Origin of the sequence: Corallococcus sp. RDP092CA, from assembly GCF_041903675.1 — a bacterium.
Taxonomy (GTDB): domain Bacteria; phylum Myxococcota; class Myxococcia; order Myxococcales; family Myxococcaceae; genus Corallococcus.
This window is the reverse complement of the sequence record NZ_JAYESI010000014.1, coordinates 102,054-116,820: the sequence shown is the minus strand read 5'-3', so window position 1 is coordinate 116,820 and position 14,767 is coordinate 102,054. Positions and strand designations below refer to the sequence as shown.

General features: G+C 73.0%; 16 protein-coding genes. 4 read left to right on the top strand and 12 right to left on the bottom strand.

Annotated features, from left to right (window positions below; genetic code table 11):
• Positions 1 to 22: 22 nt before the first annotated feature.
• The gene (locus U8525_RS17405; RefSeq protein WP_374267045.1) at positions 23 to 505 is read right to left on the bottom strand and encodes a hypothetical protein; all 483 of its coding nucleotides are present in this window, start codon (positions 503 to 505) and stop codon (positions 23 to 25) included.
• A gap of 73 nt (positions 506 to 578) precedes the next feature.
• On the opposite strand from U8525_RS17405, the gene U8525_RS17400 reads away from it, so the two are divergent.
• The 3 genes from U8525_RS17400 (at position 579) to U8525_RS17390 (ending at position 3,642) form a co-directional block, all read left to right on the top strand.
• Entirely contained in the window at positions 579 to 1,001 is a 423-nt protein-coding gene (locus U8525_RS17400) for an NUDIX domain-containing protein (RefSeq protein ID WP_374267043.1), read from the top strand.
• Positions 1,002 to 1,022: 21 nt separating this feature from the next.
• Positions 1,023 to 2,591, top strand: coding sequence for a site-2 protease family protein (locus tag U8525_RS17395; RefSeq protein WP_374267041.1), 1,569 nt, complete (start codon positions 1,023 to 1,025; stop codon positions 2,589 to 2,591).
• Positions 2,592 to 2,961: 370 nt separating this feature from the next.
• On the top strand, positions 2,962 to 3,642 hold the full coding sequence (locus U8525_RS17390; RefSeq protein WP_374267039.1) for a hypothetical protein: 681 nt from the start codon (positions 2,962 to 2,964) through the stop codon (positions 3,640 to 3,642).
• Between the two features lies 1 nt (position 3,643).
• Here the strand turns inward: U8525_RS17390 and U8525_RS17385 are convergent, their stop codons facing one another.
• From U8525_RS17385 to U8525_RS17335, 11 genes are all read right to left on the bottom strand, one after another.
• Entirely contained in the window at positions 3,644 to 4,306 is a 663-nt protein-coding gene (locus U8525_RS17385) for a molybdenum cofactor biosynthesis protein MoaE (RefSeq protein ID WP_374267037.1), read from the bottom strand.
• 25 nt (positions 4,307 to 4,331) lie between these two features.
• Entirely contained in the window at positions 4,332 to 6,140 is a 1,809-nt protein-coding gene (locus U8525_RS17380; protein ID WP_374267035.1) for a PKD domain-containing protein, read from the bottom strand.
• An 11-nt stretch (positions 6,141 to 6,151) separates the two neighbouring features.
• On the bottom strand, positions 6,152 to 6,877 hold the full coding sequence (locus U8525_RS17375) for an MXAN_2562 family outer membrane beta-barrel protein (RefSeq protein ID WP_374267033.1): 726 nt from the start codon (positions 6,875 to 6,877) through the stop codon (positions 6,152 to 6,154).
• The gene (locus U8525_RS17370; protein WP_374267031.1) at positions 6,874 to 7,944 is read right to left on the bottom strand and encodes an MXAN_2561 family MXYO-CTERM-anchored protein; all 1,071 of its coding nucleotides are present in this window, start codon (positions 7,942 to 7,944) and stop codon (positions 6,874 to 6,876) included. The genes U8525_RS17375 and U8525_RS17370 overlap by 4 nt, the downstream gene beginning before the upstream one ends.
• A 126-nt stretch (positions 7,945 to 8,070) precedes the next feature.
• Positions 8,071 to 9,102: an aspartate-semialdehyde dehydrogenase gene (locus tag U8525_RS17365; protein WP_374267029.1), complete on the bottom strand. Its 1,032-nt coding sequence runs from the start codon at positions 9,100 to 9,102 to the stop codon at positions 8,071 to 8,073.
• A 67-nt stretch (positions 9,103 to 9,169) separates the two neighbouring features.
• The gene (gene tsaB / locus U8525_RS17360) at positions 9,170 to 9,913 is read right to left on the bottom strand and encodes a tRNA (adenosine(37)-N6)-threonylcarbamoyltransferase complex dimerization subunit type 1 TsaB (protein WP_374267027.1); all 744 of its coding nucleotides are present in this window, start codon (positions 9,911 to 9,913) and stop codon (positions 9,170 to 9,172) included.
• A 22-nt stretch (positions 9,914 to 9,935) separates the two neighbouring features.
• A complete protein-coding gene (locus U8525_RS17355) occupies positions 9,936 to 10,415 on the bottom strand; it encodes a septal ring lytic transglycosylase RlpA family protein (protein WP_374267117.1) in 480 nt (159 codons plus the stop codon).
• Between the two features lie 10 nt (positions 10,416 to 10,425).
• The gene (gene rseP / locus U8525_RS17350) at positions 10,426 to 12,057 is read right to left on the bottom strand and encodes an RIP metalloprotease RseP (RefSeq protein WP_374267025.1); all 1,632 of its coding nucleotides are present in this window, start codon (positions 12,055 to 12,057) and stop codon (positions 10,426 to 10,428) included.
• 84 nt (positions 12,058 to 12,141) lie between these two features.
• Positions 12,142 to 12,972, bottom strand: a complete 831-nt coding sequence (locus U8525_RS17345; RefSeq protein ID WP_374267023.1) for a phosphatidate cytidylyltransferase — start codon at positions 12,970 to 12,972, stop codon at positions 12,142 to 12,144.
• Positions 12,969 to 13,763, bottom strand: a complete 795-nt coding sequence (uppS, locus tag U8525_RS17340) for a polyprenyl diphosphate synthase (RefSeq protein WP_374267021.1) — start codon at positions 13,761 to 13,763, stop codon at positions 12,969 to 12,971. Before uppS ends, U8525_RS17345 begins: the two co-directional genes overlap by 4 nt.
• 13 nt (positions 13,764 to 13,776) lie before the next feature.
• Complete coding sequence (locus tag U8525_RS17335; protein WP_374267019.1) at positions 13,777 to 13,902, bottom strand: hypothetical protein; 126 nt, start codon at positions 13,900 to 13,902, stop codon at positions 13,777 to 13,779.
• On the opposite strand from U8525_RS17335, the gene U8525_RS17330 reads away from it, so the two are divergent.
• Positions 13,901 to 14,731, top strand: coding sequence for a tetratricopeptide repeat protein (locus U8525_RS17330; RefSeq protein ID WP_374267017.1), 831 nt, complete (start codon positions 13,901 to 13,903; stop codon positions 14,729 to 14,731). The two genes, U8525_RS17335 and U8525_RS17330, sit on opposite strands and share 2 nt — an antisense overlap.
• Positions 14,732 to 14,767 lie beyond the last annotated feature (36 nt).

Sequence of the window (14,767 nt, the reverse complement as noted above, 5' to 3'; positions counted from 1 at the left end):
GTAGGAAGCCCCTCTCACTATCTCAAGGGCTCCCTTCACAGCGGGTGTTCCCCTGAACGCCGTCGAAGCGGAACCACAGCTCGCAGGTGCAGCCGGGGTTGTTGTTGGCGTCGTAGGCGAGCCGCAGTTGGCCACTGAACTCGGTGGAGCACTGCGTGGTCGCGTCCAGGTGCACGCGGACCTGGTCCAGCAGGCACTCATTGGTCCCGTCGACGGTGGTGCTGACGTTGGCCACGCTGCCGTCGGCGGTGAAGGCCTCGCCGTCCTCCAGGAAGTAGCCGAGGAGCTGCATGTTCTGCACGCCGAAGTCCGCGCGCACCACGCGTCCGGAGATCTGGAGGCTCAGCTGCAGGTTGCCCTCGAACCGCTCCAGGAGGTCGCAGTCATCGCGCAGGGTCTCCGTGGGGACGAGCTCGTACTCGCCCTCGTTCTGGCTGTAGGGCAGGCAGCCCGTCAGGGCGGAGGCCAGGACGGCGGTGAGGCTGAGGCGTCGCAGGGTAGACACGGCACGCACCATCGCCCCTGGGAGGCATCCGGAACGGGCGCTCGCCCGGGGGCTTTGGGTAGAGTGCGACGCCATGCCTGAATACCGCAACCCCAAACCCACCGTGGACTGCATCATCGAGTTGTCCGGAGAGCGCATCGTGCTCATCCGCCGCGCGAACCCGCCGGTGGGCTGGGCGCTGCCGGGCGGCTTCGTGGACGAGGGCGAGCCGCTGGACAAGGCCGCCATCCGCGAGGCCAAGGAGGAGACGGGGCTGGACGTGACGCTGGAGGAGCAGTTCTTCACCTATTCGGATCCGAAGCGGGATCCGCGCCAGCACACGCTCTCGACGGTCTTCATCGCGAAGGCGACGGGCGAGCCGGTGGGCGCGGACGACGCGGCGGAGGCGAAGACGTTCACCGTGGACGCGCTGCCGAAGGACCTGTGCTTCGACCACGGGACCATCCTGTCCGACTACCTGACGTACAAGCGCACCGGGAAGCGCCGCAAGCTGTAGGCGGCGACGGGCCTTTCGAGGATGCATTACCTCTTCGTCCTGCTGGCGCTCGGAGCGCTGCTCATCGTCCATGAGCTGGGGCACCTGGTGGCCGCGCGCCTGCTGGGCGTGCGGGTGCCGCGCTTCACCGTGGGCTTCGGGCCGCCGCTCCTGTCGTTCCGGCTGGGCGGGACGCAGTTCGTGCTGGGCGCGGTGCCGCTGGGCGCGTCCGCGAACCTGCGGGGGATGAACCCGCACCGCGCCGCGGAGGAGGACACGTCGGGGTTCGGCACGCTGGGCCCGCTCAAGCGGATGGCCATCATCCTGGCGGGGCCGCTGGCGAACTACGCCGTCGCGCTGGGGCTGCTGCTCGCGCTGTACTCGTCGGGGACGCACGTGGTGGTGCCGCTGACGGTGGGCACGGTGCAGCCGGGCTCGGAGGCGGCACGGGCGCAGCTGCTCCCCGGGGACCGGCTGGTGGCGGTGGACGGCAAGCCGCTGGGGAGCTGGTCGGACTTCGTCGCGCGGGTGGCGGACGGCGTGGGCGGGCCGTTGGAGCTGTCGGTGGACCGGCACGGCGAGCCGCGCAAGGTGACGGTGCGCCCCCGGGCGGACGAGCGCGGCGCGGGGCGCATCGGCGTGAGCCAGCAGTACGTGTTCCGCACGCACGCGCCCGGCGAGGCCTTCACGCAGTCGCTGGTGCACACCGGGCGCGTGGCGTCCGAGACGCTGTCCACCCTGGTGGCGATGATCCGGGGGCCGGAGGTCGCGGGCAAGGCCGGGCCGGGCGCGATGGTGCGCCAGGAGTCGTCCGACGTCGCGTCCTCCACGGCGTCCGGGGTGGATGCGCTGGTGCGCGCGCTGGTGGCGGCCTCCGTGGCGCTGGCGATGCTGACGCTGGTGCCGGTGCCGGGCCTGGATGGTGGCCGGGTGCTGCTGCTCGCCATCGAGGCGGTGAGCGGACGGCGCATCCCGCCGCGCGTGGAGACGGTGGCGCAGACGGCCGGGTTCCTCTTCCTGTCCATCGGCATCGTGGCCACCGCAGGCGCGGAGATCGTCCGCGCGCTGCCGTCATCAGCGACGCCGCCGGAGCCGGTGAAGGCTCCCGTCGCCACGTCGGTCCCTGCCGCACCGGACGCGGGCGTGCTCCCCGCGGCGAGCGTCGCGCAGGTGGCGCCGAAGCCGGCGGTGCAGGACGCGGGGGCGAACGGGGTCGTCGCGCCAGCGGTCGCGAGCCCTGCTGCGGGGGCCCTCGTGAGCACGGCCGCGCGGGTCGCCACGGATGCCGGCACGGCCGCGACAGCCAGCGTCCCTCCGAAGCAGGATGGGGGCACCGTGGCCTCTGCGCTCCCTCGCGCCGAGGACGCGGGCATGGCCGCCGCGGCAACTCCGCGCGCCGAGGACGCGGGCACGTCCGTGACCGCCAGCGCTGCCCGCGTGCAGGACGCGGGGACGTCCGTGGCGTCCAGCGTTCCCCGCGTGCAGGACGCGGGCGCATCCGTGACCGCCAGCGCTGCCCGCGTGCAGGACGCGGGTGCTTCCGTGACCTCGGCCGCGCCTCCCGCATCGGACGCGGGCCTTCCTCGCACCGTGACGCCCTCGCCGCCCTGAGCCGTCCGCCCGCCCCGCTGAGCCCTCGCGCGATGGCGGGTGCTGCACGGTCGCGCTCGACCTCGTTGATTGAGGGACCGCGTGCGCACCAATTGAAGCCAGGGGCCGCGCTCCCTCTCGCACACCGGCACCAGGGCCCCGCGCCCTCAAGCCGGTGGCAGTGACGAGGTACGGCCAGGGGGCGGACCGGCAGCGCTCCAAGGCCGTGGCTTCGACACTCACCTGGTGAAGCCGCTGCACTTCGAGGCGCGGGAGGGGCTGCTCGAGGAGCTGGCGGGCGCCCGAGGCGCAGGCCGCCCGTCGGCCAGGGGACGTCCGGCCCGACGAAGCCGGGCCGGGCGGCCGCGAAGGCCTTATGCTCCGGCCCCACATGTCCACGCCTTCCACGCGCTCCGCCCCGGTGGCGGACGGCGGACTCTTCTGCGAGCTGTACTGGGGCACCTCCCTGGCGGAGGCCTGGAGCTATGGCCCCGAGCAGGCCCAGGTCCACGCCGCGCCGGACGAGACGGCCCCCCTGCCCCTCTACGGCTTCACGCTGCCGGAGGAGCCGTTCCTCCTCGCCGAGCGCACCCCGAAGGGCTGGCGCATCCACGTGCCGCCGTCCGCGCGCGTGGAGAAGAGCGTCAAGGGCGACGCCTTCCACCCGGTGGGCCCGGAGGAGCTGACCGGCCCCCCTGGCCGCGCGGCGGTGGAGCTGCACGAGGGCATGACGCTGCGGCTCGTGGAGGGCGAGCTGAGGCTCCTGGTGCAGCCGTCGGTGGTGAAGGAGCGCGCGGGACGCTTCCGCGCGCGGGACGTGGCCTGGCTCGTCACCGTGGCCATCCTCTTCCTGAGCGCGCCCGTCGCCTTCCTCGCCATGGGGCCGGACCCGGCGCGCATCGCCGCGAGCAACGCGCGCGCGCTACAGGCGGCCCAGGACCGGGAGGAGGCGCGGCGGAAGACGCTGGGGTTGGACCAGCCGCTCAAGCCGCTGACGGAGGCCGAGCGCGCCGCGCGGCAGCAGGACGGCGGCGCGCGCGTCACCGTCCCCGCCAGCTTCGGCGTGCGCTAGCTCAGGGGCCCAGACCCACCCAGACCTCGCCGTCCTCGAAGAACTCCTTCTTCCAGATGGGCACGTCCTGCTTGAGCCGCTCGATGGCGTACTCACAGCCGCGGAAGGCCTCCTTGCGGTGCGCGGAGGCCGCGGCGATGACGACCGCCAGCTCGCCCGGCACCAGCGTGCCCACGCGGTGCACGATGGCCAGCCGCGTCCCCGGCCACGTGCGGGCCACCTCGTCGCCAATCTCCGCGAGCTTCGCCTCCGCCATGGGCGCGTAGGCCTCGTACTCCAGGCGCAGCACGCGCCGGCCCTTCGTCTGGTCGCGCACGGCGCCGGAGAACGTCACCAGCCCGCCCGCCCCTTCCGAGGCCACCGCGTCCACCACCTCCGACAGCTGGAGCGGCCGGCCCACCACCGCGAAGAGCCCCGGCGCCCCGCCCGCCACGGGCGGAATCAGCGCCAGCTCCGCGTCCGGCGACACCGGCGCGTCCAGCGGCACGAACCGCTGCTGCACCGCCACACGCAGGTGCGGCAGCAGCGGCGCCAGCGGCGGGTGCTTCGCCGCGAGCTGCGAGAGGACGTCCGCGACGCGCGCCCCGGGCGGCACGTCCAGCGACTCACGGGACAGGCCCGCGAGCTCGCGGGCCGCGGCGAAGTACAGCACCGTCACCGGCATGGCCTGATGCCTCCTGGCGTGGGTTCTAGCGCTCGCGCAGCACGACGCGGCCCTGGAGCCGGCCGCCGCCCTCCACGGGGGCGAAGTCGAGGAACCCGTATTCGAACGGGGTGAGCCGCTCCAGGAGCGCCGTCACGAAGACCTGGCTCGCCAGGAGCTGCGCCGCGCCCACGCCCGGCACCGCGCGCGCGCCGGCGAGGTCCGCCCTGAGCCGCCCCATGTCCACCATCAGCGACAGGTGGCCCGGGCCGAACGCCTCCGCGCCGAAGCGCGTGCGCAGCGTCGCGCCCACGTCACCCGAGTCGCGGCCGGTGAGCACCTCGCCGGCCTCCAGCGTGGCGCGCTCCGGGGTGAGCGTGAGCGACACCGGCTGCTCCAGCAGCCGCGTGCGCAAGCGCGTGGTGCTGCCCTGCGCCTCCTTCTGGAAGGCGAGCCCGTTGTCCTGCAGCTGCTTCTGGATGAGCTGGAGCACCGGCTGCACGGACGCGAGGCCCGCCTCCATCACCACCGTGCCCTTGGGCGCGGGGCGCTGGTCCCGGATGAAGCTCTGGAAGAAGGCCGCCGCGTCGAAGTAGACGAGCATGGCCACGTCGCCGCGCAGCGCCTTCAGGAGGGGCTCCGCGTCCAGCCCCTGCGTGCGCCAGCGCTCCAGCGTCCGCTGCCGCCGGGGTGAATCGGGCGAGCCGAACACCAGCCGCGCCAGCTCCTCCGGGGGCACCGACAGCTGCGCCGCCGCCACCGGCCCCACCGCCGCGCGCCCCAACAGCCGCGAAGCCGGCCCCGGCGTGCCCCCCAGCAGCGGCCGGGACGAGGACAGGAAGCCGTCCAGCTCCGCCTGGTCCGCCTGCACCGCGAGCGCGCCGAAGAAGCCGCGCACCGGCATGTCGTCCTTCTCCGCCTCCGGCACCGGCGGCGCGGAGAAGAGGAGCACGCTGCCGTCGCGCACCTTGCCGCGCAGCTCCCCCAGGAGCGCGTTCTCGGAGAAGCCCGGCCCGGACAGCGCCTCCACCTGGCGGCGCACGAGCTCCACGTCCGGAGCCTCCTCCACCGCCAGCGCCTTCACCGTCTCCCCGGGCTCCGGCGCGGCCGGCGAGTCCGGCACCGCGAGGTACACGTAGCCCCGGTCCGCGAACAGCAGCATGGAGCGGCCGCCGTCCACCGGATCCACGCGTGCGCTGCCGTCCTCGCGGGGCAGCACCCGGTGGCCGGCGTCGCGCAGCTCGCGCGCCACGGCCGCGAGCGCCGCCCGCGAGTCCGTCACGCCCAGCAGCGCCACCACGCCGTCGAAGTCCGGCAGGATGAAGAAGCCGAAGCCCTCCTCGGGGTCCACCTCCGAGGGGCCGGTCGCCAGGCCGCGCAGGAGCAGCGGGACGAGCGGCGTGTCCGCCAGCGTGCGGCTCGCGTTGGCCTCGCCCACCAGCCGCTCGTAGAAGTCCACCAGCCCTTCCACGTTGCCGCGCAGGCGGGGCACCCACAGCACCGTCTGCGCGTCCGCGGGCACCGCGCGCAAGACCGGGCGCGGCACCACGGTGAGCACCACCCGGGCCAGCTCCTTCTCCCCGTCCAGCGCCCGCACCGTGTAGCGGCCGGCGGTGGCCCACGCGTGCTTCACGCCCGGCGCCGTCTGGGGCGCCGTGCCATCCCCGAAGTCCCAGGTGACGGAGGGCGCCTTCGCCGAGGTGGCGCCGAAGGCCTCCGGCACCCCCGCCTCCAGCGTGCGCTCCGGCCCCAGGTCCGGCCTCACGCCCCGGCAGCCGGTGGCCGCCAGGCCCACGGCGGCCAGCAGGAGGAGGAGGCGAAGCGGGGACGGGAGCGCGTGGGGTCGGGAGGCCATGGGCCTTTCGGTTAGTAGTCCAACGCCAGCCCGAACATCCAGCGCCGGCTGCCCAGGTTCAGGCCCTTTCCGCCGAAGTTGTTCACGTCCGCGTGGGTGTACTCGGCGAAGAGGTACGAGTGGTTCACGCCCAGGTCCGAGTCGAAGTCGCGCGCGAAGCGCGGCTCCAGCACGTCCAGGAGGAACGACACGCCCGCGGTGCCCGCCCAGCCCCACTTGCCGCCGCTGGCCTTGACGCCGTCCACCATCTCCGTGGCGCTGCCCGTGGTCATCCACCACGGGCTGTAGATGAGCCCCAGCTTGGCGTACGGCACCAGCGGGATGCCCCAGCGGAAGGCCGCGTAGTCGAACTTGTAGAAGGCGTTGAGCTGGATGGGCAGCACCTTCAGCGCCGCCTTGTCGGCCGACACCGAGCCGTCCTCCAGCTTCGCGTCCACGTACTTCTCCGCGTAGCCCAGCCCCAGGCCCAGGCCCGCCGTGCCGATGCCCTGGTAGAAGAAGCGCTGGAGTTCCCCCTCGATGAGCAGCAGCGTCGCGTCATCGAAGGTGTCCTTGTACGGCGTCTTGCCGTTCTCCTGGAAGACCTTCTCGGAGTCGATGCGCGGCTTGTAGCCGCCACCGCGGAAGATGACCGCGCCCGTGCGCGGGGAGCGCGTGGGGATGTTCAGCTCCTGCGCCACCGCCGGTACCGCCAAGAGAAGCGCCGCGACTCCCAGGCCCACAGCCCTGCTGCTCATGACACCTTCCTCCGAGACGACAGCCAGAGGCCCAGCGCGGCCAGCACCGCGCCACCCGCGATGCCGCCACCGGCCGCGGCGCACCCGCCGCGCTCCTCGCCGCCAGCATCCTTATACGCGTCGAACAAGCCATTGCTCTTCACGGGCATCGCATCCACCGGGGCGGACGCGTCGCTCTCGTTGCCCGCGGCGTCGATGATGGTCGCCTCGAGCCGGTACGTCACGCCATTCGTGAGGCCGCTGACGACGACGTTGCCCTCGCCGGCCGCCTTGGTGACGCGCGTCACCGGCCCCGTGGTGCCCTCCAGCGCCAGCGGCCCCACCAGCCCCTGCCCGCCCTCCGTCCCCGCGTCCACGTCCGTCCCGGCATCCACGTCCGTCCCACCGTCCGCCTCCGTGCCGGCGTCGGTGTCCGTGCCGGCGTCGGTGTCCGTGCCGGCGTCGCTGCCCGCCGTGCCCACCATCGCCGCCACCACCACGACGGTGGAGTCATCCTCCGCGCCGTCCACCTGCACCGACAGCGCCGCGTCCCGGGCGATGACCTTGGCGATGGTCGGCGCCGCAGGTTTGACGGGGTCGTACTTCACCACGTAGGCGGGGGCGCCCACGTTGGAGTAGGTCTCCAGGCACTCGGTGCCAAGCGCGCCGCCCAGCCGCCGCGAGGACGCGCAGAGGTTGAAGGAGATCTCCGTCGTCTGGCTGTCGCACGTCGTCACGGTGCCCGCGTCCGCGCCGTTGCCGCGCGCGGCGAGCAGCTGCGACACGCTGAAGCTCACGGTGCCGCTCGTCGTCGAGCTGGACGTGCCCAGCGTCTGCAGGGTCAGGTCCGTGGCGGCGGGCTTCACCCCACAGCTCCCCGTGGTGGCGAAGATGTAGAGCGCGTCATCACACGGGGGGGTCGCCGTGCGCGACCAGTTGAAGCGGCGCTGCGTGCCACACTCACCCTGGGGCACGGTGATGGTGAGCCCCGTGGTGCTGGTGGTCGAGCTCGTGAACGTCACCGCGGGCCCCGTCTGGGCCACGGCCGTGGACGCGAAGAGCAGGAGGCCAATGAATGGAAGGCGCATGGATGGGCCAGAGGCTAGCAAGGGCGGGGCCACCCTCAAGGCCCGTCCGGACGCCCTGCCCCCCAAGGAAAATCCCGGGTTCGCGCGCCAAACAGGCAAGGTGCCCCCGGGGGCTTTGCCAAATTGTCAGGCGGGGCGTTCCGCCAGCTTGAGGCCCGCGTCCACCAGGTGGGAGGCGGCCCGGCCGGCGTTGTCCACGGACGCGAAGAGCGTCACCCACTCCGGAGCCTGGGGGAAGGCGCGCACCCGGCCCACCTGGACGGCCGGGTCGCTCATCACCAGCATGGGCATGGGGTAGACGCGCTCGCCGGGGGTGTCCAGCACCTTGAGGGACGGGGACGTCTTCAGGGCGGCGCGCACCTGCTCCACGGGCCCCGGCTTCTTCAGCTGCACGTTCACGGTGAGGCCATGGCCGTGGAAGGTGGGCACCTGCACGGCGGTGCCTGCCAGCACGGGCGTCTCGCCCAGGGCGGAGAACAGGCGCGCGGCCTCCAGCGTCCAGCCGCCCTCCTCCTCCGTCCAGGGGCTGTTCACCATGAAGCCGCCCACCTGGGGCACCAGGTTGAAGCCCACGCGGTGCGGGAAGGCCTGCGGCTCCGGCTCGCGGCCGGAGAGGAGGTCCGCGGTCTGCTTCTCCAGCTCCGCGATGCCGCGCACGCCCGCGCTGGAGGCCCCCATCAGCGCCGTCACCTGCGCGCGCACCACGCCGAACGCGCGGCGCAGCGGCTCCACCAGGTGGACGGTGGCGCTGGTGACGACGCCCGGCAGGCTCACCACCCGGCCCTTGAAGCTGAAGCCCGGGCCCAGGGCCTCCGTGTTGAAGCCCGGGAGGATGAGCGGCACGTTGCCGTCGCTCCGGAAGGCGCTGCTCGCGTCCACCACCCACGCGCCCGCGGCCTGGGCGGCCGGGGCCAGCGTGCGGGAGGCTTCCGCCGGCGTGGCCAGCAGCACGACGTGGAGGCCCCGGAAGGCGTCCGCCGAGGCCCGCTCCACCTCCAGCGTGTCCTCGCCGTACTCCACCTCCAGGCCGTTGGAGCGCTCCGAGCCGAAGGCCTGCACCTGCTCCACCGGCACGTCGCGCGCGTACAGGTTCGCCAGCACCTCGCGGCCCACCACGCCCGTGGCGCCCACCACGCCAATCCGAAGGTTCTCTCTCATGCGGGGCTCCTTTACGTCAGCGCCCCCGCCCGCGCGAGCACGGCGAGGCGCCCTCCAGGCGGAGACGTCAGTCTTCCTTCAGCCGCGCCGTGGGCGCGGGGCCCGGCAGCGGGGGGAACTTCGGGTTGCGCTCCGGCTCGGAGGCGCGGACGTAGTGCGGCTCCAGGGCGAACAGCGCCTCCTGGGAGTACGCCTCCGGCAGCTTCGCCAGCCGCCCCACCTCCACCGCGGACGGGAAGGACGGGCCGGACAACAGCCGGTGCGGCGCGACGCCGTGCTTCTCCAGCGCCTGGCGGTAGTCCGCGAGCGCCGGCCCCAGCGCCACCGCCGCCGGTTCGGCGGCCATGCGCTGCGCCACCTCCTCCGGCGACATGGCCGTCTCCGGCGCCAGCGCCTCCACGGCGTGGCCCACGCGGCGGTAGGCGCCCAGGTAGAGGTCATCCTTGCGCGCCACGGCGAGGCAGAACAGCGGCACGCCCTCCGGCCCCTCCAGCGCCACCGCCGCCAGGGAGGACGCGCCGGCCACCTTGAGGCCCGTGGCGTACGCCAGCGCCTTCACCGTGGCCAGGCCGATGCGCAGGCCGGTGAAGGACCCCGGCCCCAGGCCCACCGCGAGCCCCTCCAGGTCCTTCAGCGTCAGCCCGTGGCGCTGGAGCAGCTCCCCGACGACGCCGGGGAGGAGCTCGCTCTGCTTGTCCGGCGGAGGCACCACCACGTGCTCCACGGCGCGCACGGCGTCCCCCTGGCGTTCCACCAGGGCAAGCGACAGCGTCAGCGTGGAGGTGTCCAGCGCGAGCAACACAGGCGACATCCCTTCTTTCGTTTCAAGGCACTCAGGCCGGAGCGGCCCAGAAGTCCACCGGCACCTGCGACACGCGGTCGCTGCCGCACCGGTACAGCCGCACGCGCGCCAGGCCCTTGTCCAGCATGCCCAGCGCCTTCGCCGCGGCCTTCGACACGTCGATGATGCGGCCATCCACGAAGGGGCCGCGGTCGTTGACGCGCACCTCCACCTGGCGGCCGTTCTCCATGTTCATCACCTTCACGCACGACCCGAAGCGCGCCGTGCGGTGCGCGGCGGTGAAGGCGTTCTGGTTGAACTTCTCCCCGCTGGCGGTGCGCCGGCCGTGGAGGCCGGGGCCGTAGAAGGACGCGAGGCCCTCGCCCAGGTAGTTGCGCGGCATCTTCTCGCGGCGCGTGACCCTGCCCTCGTCGCCGGAGGCGGTCTCCGGCGGCTGGGGCTTCGCCGCGCGCGACGCGCAGCCAGCGCACAGGCCCATCCCCAGGAGCAGGAGCGCGGTCCGTCCAGGCATCATCACCTCGCTAGCGGGTCACGTCGTTGGTCACGGCCAGCAGCATGAGCAGGATGAGCAGCGCCAGGCCCACCATGTTCGCCACCTCGCGCACGCGCACGGGGATGGGGCGGCGGCGGACGCCCTCCCAGGCCGCGGACAGCAGGTGGAAGCCGTCCAGCACCGGGATGGGCAGGAGGTTCATCACGCCCAGGTTGATGGAGATGATGGCCATCAGGTTGAGGAAGCTGTCCAGACCCTGCTCGGCGCTCTTGGCGGCCAGCTGGTACATCATGATGGGGCCACCAATCGTGCTGGGCGACACCTTGCCCACGAACAGCCCGCCCAGCACCTGCACCATCTGTCCCACGATCTTCGGGACGATGAGCACGGCCTCCTTGAAGGCGGCGGCCGGGCCCAGGTCGATGGTCACCTTCTCCACCGGGGGCAGGTCCGCGCTGCTGTAGGACCACGGGCGCACGCCCAGCACCACCGGCGCGCTCGTCTGGCCGTAGTCGTCGCGCGTCTTGAGCGGCGCCTGCGCCAGCTTCTCCGTGCGCTCGCCCCGCGCCCCGCGCCAGGTGAGCGTGAAGGGCTCTGTCTGGAGGCCGTTGAGCACCGTCGAGAGCTTGTTGAAGGACTTCAGCGGCATGCCGTTGATGGCGACGATGCGGTCGCCCGGCGCGATGCCCGCGGCCTCCGCCGCGCTGCCCGAGGCCACGCTCGCCACGTAGAGGTCCACGGCCTCCGCGCCCAGCGCCGCCGCGCCCTCGCCGGGCTGCCGCGGCAGGGACACCTTCACCACCTCCGGGAGCCGGCCCGTCACGGCGCCCACGTCCACGGGGGCCAGGCGCGCCACGCTCAGCGCCATGGGGGTGCCCTCCGGCACCTTGGCCACCTCCCGGTAGAGGGCCGCCTCGTCCTGCACGTGCACGCCGTTGACGGACAGCACGCGGTCGAAGGTCTTGAGGCCCGCGGCGGCCGCGGGGGACGTGGCCGGCACGCCCACCACCGGCGGCTGCGGGTAGGGGCTCACGCCAATCATCCCGCGCTCGACGGTGTCCACCGGGGACACCTCCGAGCTCTTCTCCGGCGTCACCTCCACCACGCGCTGCTGCCCGTCTCGCTCCAGGGTGATGGGGACGGGGCGGTCGAACTTGCCGACGAACGCGTCGCGCATGTCGTCGAAGGTGCGGACCGGCTCGCCCTCCACGGACAGGATGCGGTCCCCGGGGCGGATGTCCGCCGCGGCGGCGGCCATGTCCGGCGACACCATGCCCACGCGCGTGGACAGCGTCTCCTGGGGCCCCAGGAAGACGAAGAAGTAGACGAGGATGGGGAACAGCAGGTTGAAGGCCGGGCCCGCCAGGACAATCAGGCCGCGCTTCCAGGGCGGCTGCGCCAGGAAGCCCCGGGCCGCCTCTTCCGGCGGGAGCTCCTCGTGGGGTAGGTCGCCGGCCATCTTCACGAAGCCGCCCAGGGGCAGCAGCGCCACCTGGTACTCCGTCTCGCCCTTGGTGAAGCCGATGAGCTTGGGCCCGAAGCCGATGGAGAACTTGAGGACCTTCACCCCGCAGGCCTTGGCCACGAGGAAGTGGCCAAGCTCATGCACCGTGACGAGCACGCCCAAGAGGAGGATGAAGAACCCGAGGTTCTGGAGCATGGGCGGAAGAGTAATCGCGCCCCCCGGGACGGACAACGCACAACGCGAGGCGCAAGGCGGGCGAGCAGGCGCGAAATCAGGCACTTACGGCAGCAGGTGCCTCACGAACTGCACATAGACGAACACCAGCGGCGCGTTGAAGATGAGCGCGTCGATGCGATCCAGCACGCCGCCGTGGCCGGGAATGAGCCTCCCGGAGTCCTTCACGCCGTAGGCCCGCTTGAGCATGGACTCGCACAGGTCGCCCACGGGGCCCAGCAGGCCACCGGCGATGCCCAGCAGCACACAGTCCCACACGGTGAAGAGGGGGAAGAAGCCGAGCTTGGCGATGAACATGCCCAGCACGGAGCCCACCATGCCGCCGAAGAAGCCCTCCCACGTCTTGTTCGGGCTCACCGCGGGGTAGAGCTTGTGCTTCCCGAGGAAGCGGCCGGCGAAGTACGCCAGCGTGTCGTTGGCCCAGGTGATGGTGAGCGCGCAGATGACCCAGGCGTGCCCCTCCCCGGGGAGCAGGCGCAGCGCGGACAGCGCGGTGAGGCCGATGGAGCCGTAGAGGAAGCCCGTGACGAGGTGCGCGGCCCGGCCGGGCGCCTCCGCGAGCGAGCCCCGGAACAGGTTGTAGATCCACGCGAAGAAGAAGAAGACGGACGTCAGCCAGAAGGCCGTCTCGCCCGTGCGCGCGGCGTCCCGCAGCGGCAGCAGCGGCATCACGAAGGCGAAGGCCATGCCCACCCAGGCGGCGGCGCCCAGGCGCTTCTGCGTGATGAAGTAGTACTCCCCGGCGCAGACCGCGGCGGCGCCGCCCAGGAGGATGGCGCTGTAGTACCCGCCGAGGAACAGGAGCAGGAGCACCAGCGGCAGGAGGGTGACGCCGGTGACAACGCGGATGAGGAGGTTCTTGTTCTTCTCGTTCACGCCTTGGCCCGCTGGGGGGTGTCGTCCCGGTTGACCTGGGCGGACGTCAGACCGAAGCGCCTCTCGCGGCCCTGGTACTGCGACAGGCAGCGCAGGAACTCCTCGGTGCGGAAGTCAGGCCACAGGGCGTCGGTGAAGCACAGCTCGGCGTACGCCAGTTGCCAGAGCAGGAAGTTGGAGATGCGCTGCTCGCCGCTGGTGCGCACGATGAGGTCCACCGGCGGCAGCCCGGCGGTCCACAGCCGCGACTCCAGGTCGTTGGCGTCCAGGTGCGCGGGGTCCAGCTCGCCGCGGGCGGCGGCCCCGGCCAGCTCGCGCGCGGCGCGCAGCAGCTCCTCGCGGCCGCCGTAGGAGAGCGCCAGGGTGAGCACCATGCCCGTGTTGTGGGCGGAGTCGGCCCGCAGGCGCTCCAGGGGCTCGCGGACGTAGCGCGGCAGCTTGTCCACCTCGCCGATGGCGTTGAGGCGGATGCCGTTGTCGAGGATCTCGCCGCGCTCGGACTCCAGGTACTCGCGCAGGAGGTCCATCAGCCCGGCGACCTCTTCCGGCGGGCGGGCCCAGTTCTGGGAGGAGAAGGCGTAGAGGGTGAGGGCCTGGACGCCCAGGCGGCGGGCGGTGCGGGTGACCTCCCGGACGCTCACGCTGCCCTCGCGGTGGCCCTCCAGCCGGGGCTGGCCCCGGAGCTCCGCCCAGCGGCCGTTGCCGTCCATGATGATGCCCACGTGGCGCGGGAGTGGCCGGGCCTTGACCTGGACCTCGAGAGCGGTGGGCAACACGGTGGGGCGATCCATGAAGCCGCGCACCCTAGCGGCGGCGCCGCGTCGCGTCCACGGGCGCGTGGCCGCCCGGTCCCTCGGGGGTGTTGGCTGGTCGCCTGCCCAGGTTGAACGGTTCGAGAGGGGACAGGGAGCGGCTGGAGTGGGTTTCCATGAAAACTCTTCATGCCCTGCCCTCCTTCCGACTGCTGGGTGGGCTGCTCGGGTGCTGGGTGTTGGGGGCGGGTCCGGCGCTCGGGCAGGCGACGGAGGCGGCGGAGGCCCGGCCGACGGGCACGTACTTCGACGCGGCGATGGCGGAGGCGGCCCGGCTCTACGAGGACCTGGAGTCCGAGCAGGCGCTGGCGACGGTGGCCCGGGCGCGGCGGCTGGCCCGGTCCGACGAGGAGCGCGGCGCGGCGGCCATCTACGAGGGCGTCATCCTGGCGGACCTGGGGCGCCGCGACGAGGCGCTGGCGTCGTTCCGGGCGGGGCTGCTGCTGACGCCGGAGGCGAGGCTGCCGGCGAAGGTGTCTCCCAAGGTGGAGGGGGACTTCGAGTCGGTGCGGAGCGAGGTGCGGCGGAAGCGCGCGGCGGTGGAGAAGCAGGCGGATGCACCGGTGAGGCCGCCGGAGGAGAAGCCGGCGGCGCTGAATCCGCCCCAGGTCGCGGCGGCGCCTGCTCCAGCTCCGGGGGTGGACTTGAAGACGGACGCCCGTGAGCGAGGGGCGCGCCGGGTGCCGACGGTGTCGTGGGTGCTCCTGGGCACGGGGGTGGTGGCGGGCGGCGTGGGGTCCATCTTCGGGCTCCAGTCGCGCGGAAACGTGAACTCCGCGCGCGATGCGGAGCTGTCCGCGGACGTGGGCGGGCATCTAGACGACGCGCGGGGCCAGGCGGTCGTGGCGAACGTCCTCTTCGGTACGGCGCTGGCGGCGTCCGCGGGCGCCGTCACGACGTACTTCCTGGCGGGGGAATCCACCGCGGCGACGGAAGGTGGCCGGTGAAGCGCGGGCTCGCGACGGTCGCTGCCCTGGGCGGCC